Source organism: bacterium, assembly GCA_020440705.1.
In the GTDB taxonomy this organism is placed as follows: domain Bacteria; phylum Krumholzibacteriota; class Krumholzibacteriia; order LZORAL124-64-63; family LZORAL124-64-63; genus JAGRNP01.
In genome coordinates, this window is the sequence record JAGRNP010000181.1 from 1 (window position 1) to 5,476 (window position 5,476).

The 5,476-nt window shown below is 70.3% G+C and carries 5 protein-coding genes; 4 read left to right on the forward strand and 1 reads right to left on the reverse strand.

Translation table 11 applies throughout. From position 1 onward, the window contains the following. Together KDM41_17015 and KDM41_17020 are read left to right on the forward strand one after the other, a co-directional pair. On the forward strand, nucleotides 1-1,414 hold a 1,414-nt coding region (locus KDM41_17015), incomplete at its 5' end, for an ATP-dependent helicase (protein ID MCB1185126.1). 58 nt (nucleotides 1,415-1,472) lie between these two features. After that, nucleotides 1,473-2,123: a LysE family translocator gene (locus KDM41_17020; protein MCB1185127.1), complete on the forward strand. Its 651-nt coding sequence runs from the start codon at nucleotides 1,473-1,475 to the stop codon at nucleotides 2,121-2,123. A 136-nt stretch (nucleotides 2,124-2,259) separates the two neighbouring features. On the opposite strand, the gene KDM41_17025 is transcribed toward KDM41_17020, so the two are convergent. Beyond that, on the reverse strand, nucleotides 2,260-3,534 hold the full coding sequence (locus KDM41_17025; GenBank protein MCB1185128.1) for a citrate (Si)-synthase: 1,275 nt from the start codon (nucleotides 3,532-3,534) through the stop codon (nucleotides 2,260-2,262). A gap of 222 nt (nucleotides 3,535-3,756) precedes the next feature. On the opposite strand from KDM41_17025, the gene KDM41_17030 reads away from it, so the two are divergent. Together KDM41_17030 and KDM41_17035 are read left to right on the forward strand one after the other, a co-directional pair. Beyond that, nucleotides 3,757-4,290 carry a ferritin family protein gene (locus tag KDM41_17030; protein ID MCB1185129.1) on the forward strand — a complete coding sequence of 178 codons (534 nt, stop codon included), beginning with the start codon at nucleotides 3,757-3,759 and terminating at the stop codon, nucleotides 4,288-4,290. 18 nt (nucleotides 4,291-4,308) lie between these two features. Then, nucleotides 4,309-5,346, forward strand: a complete 1,038-nt coding sequence (locus KDM41_17035; GenBank protein MCB1185130.1) for a tRNA-dihydrouridine synthase family protein — start codon at nucleotides 4,309-4,311, stop codon at nucleotides 5,344-5,346. The last annotated feature ends 130 nt before the right edge of the window (nucleotides 5,347-5,476 follow it).

The following is a 5,476-nucleotide window of genomic DNA, read 5'->3' on the forward strand; positions in this document are numbered from 1 at the left end:
GGCGGGGTGGCCCCGCAGCGAGGAGGCCGCCGTGGCGTCGCCGCCGGCCGCGGGACCCTGGTGGCGCCGCCTCGGCCGCGGCGGGGACGCTCGCCGTCGCGTGCCCGGCAACGACCGCCTCGACGCGGCCCAGGCCGCCGCCGTCCTGGCCGGCGACGGTGTGGTGCAGGTCATCGCCCCGGCGGGCAGCGGCAAGACGACGGTGCTCGTCGAGCGCGTGAAGGAGTTGCAGCGGCGCGGCACGCCGGCCGGGCGCATCCTCTGCCTCAGCTTCAACCGCGACGCCAAGGAGGAGATCGGCGTGCGCCTGCAGCGGGCCGGCGTGGCCGGAGTCGTGGTGCGCAGCTTCCACGGCCTGGGGCTGGCGATCCTGCAGGCCGAGGGCCGGGCGGGCGCCTCGGTGGGGGAAATGACGGACGACGAACTGACGGGTCTGGCGGGGGCGGTGGCGGCCCCCCGGGGCGAGCAACCCTGGGCGCCCGCGCGCCTGCGCGAAACGCTCAGCGGGTTCAAACTGGCGGCCATGGTCACCCCGGCCGAGGCCCGCGCCGCGGCCGCCGACCCGGACGCCGACCCGGACGCCGAACACGCGGCCGCCCTCTACGAGGCCTACGAACGGTCCCTCGCCAGCCGGGGCCGGCTCGACTTCGACGACCTGGTCGCCCGCACGGTGCGCCTGCTCCAGGACGACCCGGCGGTGCGCCGCCGCTGGCAGGCGGCCTTCGCGCGCGTGCTGGTCGACGAGTACCAGGACATCGAGCCGGCCCAGGCCCTGCTCGTGGGACTGCTGGCGGCGCCGGAGGATTCCCTGTTCTGCGTGGGCGACGAGGACCAGTGCATCTACGCCTGGCGCCGGGCCACCGTGCGCCGGATCATCGAGCTCGACCAGGTCTACCCGGGACTCGAGCGCCACGCCCTGGCCCACAACTACCGCTGCGGCCGGCGCATCGTCACGGCGTCGCGCCGCCTGATCGAGCACAACGAGGTGCGGTTCCGCAAGCCGCTGCGCGCGGGCGGTCGCGAGAAGGGCGTCATCGTCGTGGGTCGTTGCCGCGATCGGCGCGAGGCGGCCGCCCTGGTGGCCCACCTGATCAGCGACGCGGATCCGACCGGGTGCGCGGTCCTGGCCCGCACGTCGCGGCTGCTGGCCGAGGTGGCCGACGCGTGCGGCGGCGCGGCGCCCGTGGAGCTGGCCACGATCCACGCGGCCAAGGGGCGGGAGTGGGAGCGGGTCATCATCTACGCGGCCGACGAGGGGCAGACGCCGCACCGCACGGCCCTCGGCGAGGAGGGCGGGCTGGAAGACGAGCGACGGCTGTTCTACGTGGCGCTGACCCGCGCCAAGCGGCGGCTGGAGATCGTGTGCACGCGGGGACGGGAGAGCCGTTTCCTGGGGGAGGCGTGGATCGGGTAGGGGCGGCTGATCGCGCTCCGCGCTAGATTGGTGCGACGCCACCCGAAAGGACCCGCCCATGTTCGACTCCCAGGTCCTGGCCTTCGCCCTCGTGGCGGGCGCCCTGACGATCACCCCCGGCGCCGACACCATGCTCGTCCTGCGCAGCGTGCTGCGGAGCGGGCGGTCGGCCGGACTGGCCACCATGTGGGGGATCAGCGCGGGACTCTTCGTCCACGCGGCGCTGTCGGCGATCGGGGTGTCGGTGATCCTGGCGCGGTCCGCCGCCCTCTTCCACGCGGTGAAGCTCGCCGGCGCGGCGTACCTGGTGTGGTTGGGCGGCAAGACGGTCTGGGAAGCCTGGCGGGGGAGGCACGCCACGGGGGTGCCGTCCGCGCAGCCCGGCGGCGTCGGCCCGGCGACCCGGTCCGGGGTCGGCCGCTGCCTCCTCGACGGCTTCCTCTGCAACGTCCTGAACCCGAAGGTCGCCGTGTTCTACCTGGCGTTCCTGCCCCAGTTCATCGCGCCGGGCGACCCGGTCCTCCGCAAGTCGCTCCTGCTGGCCGCCATCCACGGCCTCGAGGGCCTCGTCTGGCTGACCGCGGTCGCGTTCCTCGCGGCCTGGGCCCGCCACCACCTGCTGCGCCCGGCCGTCCGCCGCCGCCTCGAGTCCGTCTGCGGCGCCCTCCTCGTCGCCCTTGGCCTCCGCCTCGCCCTGACCCGCGACTAGCCGCAGCCGGCCCCGCCGCAGCGGCTGCCCCCGGGTGGAGGCGCACCCTGCTTCCCGCACAGACGAAGTCCCCGGCATCCGCAGGCCGCAAGGCCGAGGACCGCCGGGGACTTCATCTGTGCGGGAAGCAGGGGACCTACTTCACCTGCGCCTGCAGCCACTTCGTCGTGACCGACTTCGGTCGCTCGATGGGCGAACCCATGGCGCGGTTGATGATCAGCTGCGACAGCATGCCCATGGCGCGGCTCACCGAGAACAGCACCGTGTAGTAGCTGAACTCGCGCAGGCCGTAGTGGTACAGCAGCGCGCCGGACGCGGCGTCGACGTTCGGCCAGGGGTTCTTGGCCTTGCCGTGCTCCATCAGGACACCCGGCACGATCTCGAAGATCTTGTTCACCAGGGCCATGACGGGGTCGTTCGGGAAGTGCTTCATGCCGAAGGCACGGAAGGCGGTGAAGCGCGGGTCGCTGACGCGGAGCACCGCGTGGCCGTAGCCCGGGATGACCTTGCCGCCGTTCAGGGTGTCCCACGCGAACTGGGTCAACTGCTCGTCCGAGGGCACGCCCTTGAACTGCTTCTTCAGTTCGAGCACCCAGTTGAGGCACTCCTGGTTCGCGAGGCCGTGCAGCGGGCCCGCGAGGCCGTTCAGGCCGGCGGAGACGCTGTAGTAGGCGTCGCTCAGGGCCGAGCCCACCAGGTGGCAGGTGTGGGCCGAGACGTTGCCGCCCTCGTGGTCGGAGTGCAGCACCAGGTACAGGCGCATGCAGTCGGCGAACTCGCCCGACTTGTCGGGGACGCCCAGCATGCGGGCGTAGTTCTCGGACCAGGTCAGGCCCTTCTTCGGGTTGATGCGCGGACCCTTGTTGAAGCGCATGCGGTACACGCCGGCCGCGATGGTCGGGATGCGGGCCAGCAGGTTCAGGCTGTCCTCGAGGGTCGGCTTCCAGTAGTCGGTCTTGGGCATGCCGGCGTTGTAGGCCTTCACGAACTCGCTCTCGCGCTGCATCGACAGGATCGCCGTGTCGAGCATGCACATGGGGTGCGAGTTCTTCGGCATGGCCTCGAGGACCTTCCACACGTAGCTCGGCACCTTGGCGCGGGCGTTGAGCTCGTCGGTCAGGGCCTTGCGGTCGGCGGCCTTGGGCAGCTCGCCGGTGCAGAGGAGGTAGAAGGTGTCCTCGGGGGTCTTGTCGACGAGGTCGCCGACGGGGATGCCGCGGATGAGCAGGCCGACATCGGGCGGGACTTCGGAGGTGTCGCACACCATGCCCTTGACGCCGCGCATGCCGCCGTAGGCCTGGGCGATGGAGACGTCACTGATCTTCTGGTCGCCGTGTTGCTTGACCAGGGTTCCGATCTCGTCCCGCCAGACCGGAATCTTCTTGGCGAGTGCGTTCTGCAGCTTGGCCATGGGTCGCCCTCCTTCAAAGGAACCGTTTTCGTGGAAATCCCGTAAAAACCGGAGTAAAAACCACTTAAAACGACATCTGCCTCTACGTGAGGAAATTAACCGGTGTCCCGGACGATTTCAACCGCTTCGCTGCGCGAATTCGAATTTTCGTGGCAATCGGGGCGCGGGGTATTACCATTGAAAGGTGGACATGACTCGGCTTTTCGTCTTCTGGAGGACGTCATGCATGACGAAGTGAAATACTGCGTGGAGATCCTGGAAAAGGCCATCGTCTTCGAGGAAGAGGGCATGGCGTTCTTCCAGGACCGGGCCCAGAACGCCCCCTCGACGCTCGAACGCAATCTCTTCAACTCCCTGGCCAAGGACGAAGCGGGCCACAAGGCCCACCTCGTGCAGATGCGCGAGGACATCCTGCGGGAGAACTCCCTGACGGTGCTGCCCGACGTCGACGACGACCACGTGATGGACGTGCGCCGGATCTTCGAGGGCGCCCTCGAGGACGCCCACGACCCCTACGAATTCGAGCTGGAAGAGCTCGAGATCATCAAGGGCGCCATGGACGTCGAGCGCCGCGGCTACCACATGTACGCCAACGCCGCCGCCGCGGTCGAGTCGCCCAAGGCCAAGGAGCTCTTCGAGCACCTGGCCGCCGAGGAGCAGAACCACTACAAGCTGCTGAAGAACACCTACGACTTCATGGCCGACCCCGAGGGCTTCGCCACCTTCGAGGACAACGTCATGATGGACGGCGGCTAGGCGGAGGATCCGACCCCCTTGGACCGACAGCAGGCCCGCGACTTCTTTCGCGACATCACCCCCATGGCCCCCATGGCCATGGGGGGTAATCTTCCCTACCGGCGTCTCTGCCGCGGGTTCGGTGCCGTCCGCACCTGCAGCGAGATGGTGCTCGCCCACAAGCTCGTCAAGGGCGGCGAGCGCCCCCTGATCCGCCATCATCCCGACGAGGACGACTTCGGCATCCAGATCGCCGGCAAGCATCCGGACGTCATGGCCGACGCCGCGCGCATCGCCGTGGACTCGGGCGCCCGGTTCGTCGACCTGAATTTCGGCTGTCCCATCGATCTGGTGGTGCGCAAGGGCTCCGGGGCGGCGCTGCTGAAGCGGCCGGGCAAGCTGGCCCAGGTCGTCGCGGCGGTGCGCGCGGCGGTCGACGTGCCGCTCTCGGTGAAGATGCGGCTGGGCTATGACGAGGACAAACTCAACATCGTCACCAACGTGCTGCGGGCCGAAGACGCCGGCGCCGACGCGGTGGCGATCCACGGCCGCACCCGCAGCCAGCGCTACAGCAAGTCGGCCCGCTGGGACCTGATCGACGAGGCGCAGCAGGCCGTCGCCATCCCCATCATCGGCAACGGCGACGTCCTGACGCCCTGGGACCTCCGCAAACGCCGCGCCGAGACGAGCGTGCGCTCGTTCCTGGTCGCGCGCGGGGCGCTCAAGAAGCCGTGGATCTTCAGGGAACTGGCCGAGGACGCCCCGTGGTACCCGACCATCCCCGAGCGGTGGGCCATCATGCGCCGCTACTTCGAGCTCGCCTGCGAGCACTTCGGCGACGACGAGAAGGGGCTGCAGCGCGTCGAGCGGTTCTTCCTCTGGCACCTGAAGTTCTGGCACCGCTACCACCCGTGGACGGAGGCGGACCACGCGGCCCAGTGGCCCGACTCGCTCATGCAGGCCCGCAATCCCAGCCCCGAGGGCGAGGGCGACGAGCTGCTGCTCGCCAGCGCCGACGAGGGCGACCATGCCGTGGTCTGGCAGCGCATCGTCGCCCGCGACTACCCGGACGCCTGACCCTTCCCGCGCCCGGCCGCCCCGGCCCCGGAACGGCCGCCCCGGCGGTTGCGGGCCCGATCGGGGCGACCGCCTTGACACCGTCCGGGGCGGCGGCTAAGGTCGGCGATGCGCCCCGACCTCGGGTCCC

Coding starts and splice junctions, on each gene's coding strand:
- KDM41_17030 (MCB1185129.1), top strand. CDS start 3,757: ATGCATGACGAAGTGAAATACTGCGTGGAGATCCTGGAAAAGGCCATC.
- KDM41_17020 (MCB1185127.1), top strand. CDS start 1,473: ATGTTCGACTCCCAGGTCCTGGCCTTCGCCCTCGTGGCGGGCGCCCTG.
- KDM41_17025 (MCB1185128.1), bottom strand. CDS start 3,534: ATGGCCAAGCTGCAGAACGCACTCGCCAAGAAGATTCCGGTCTGGCGG.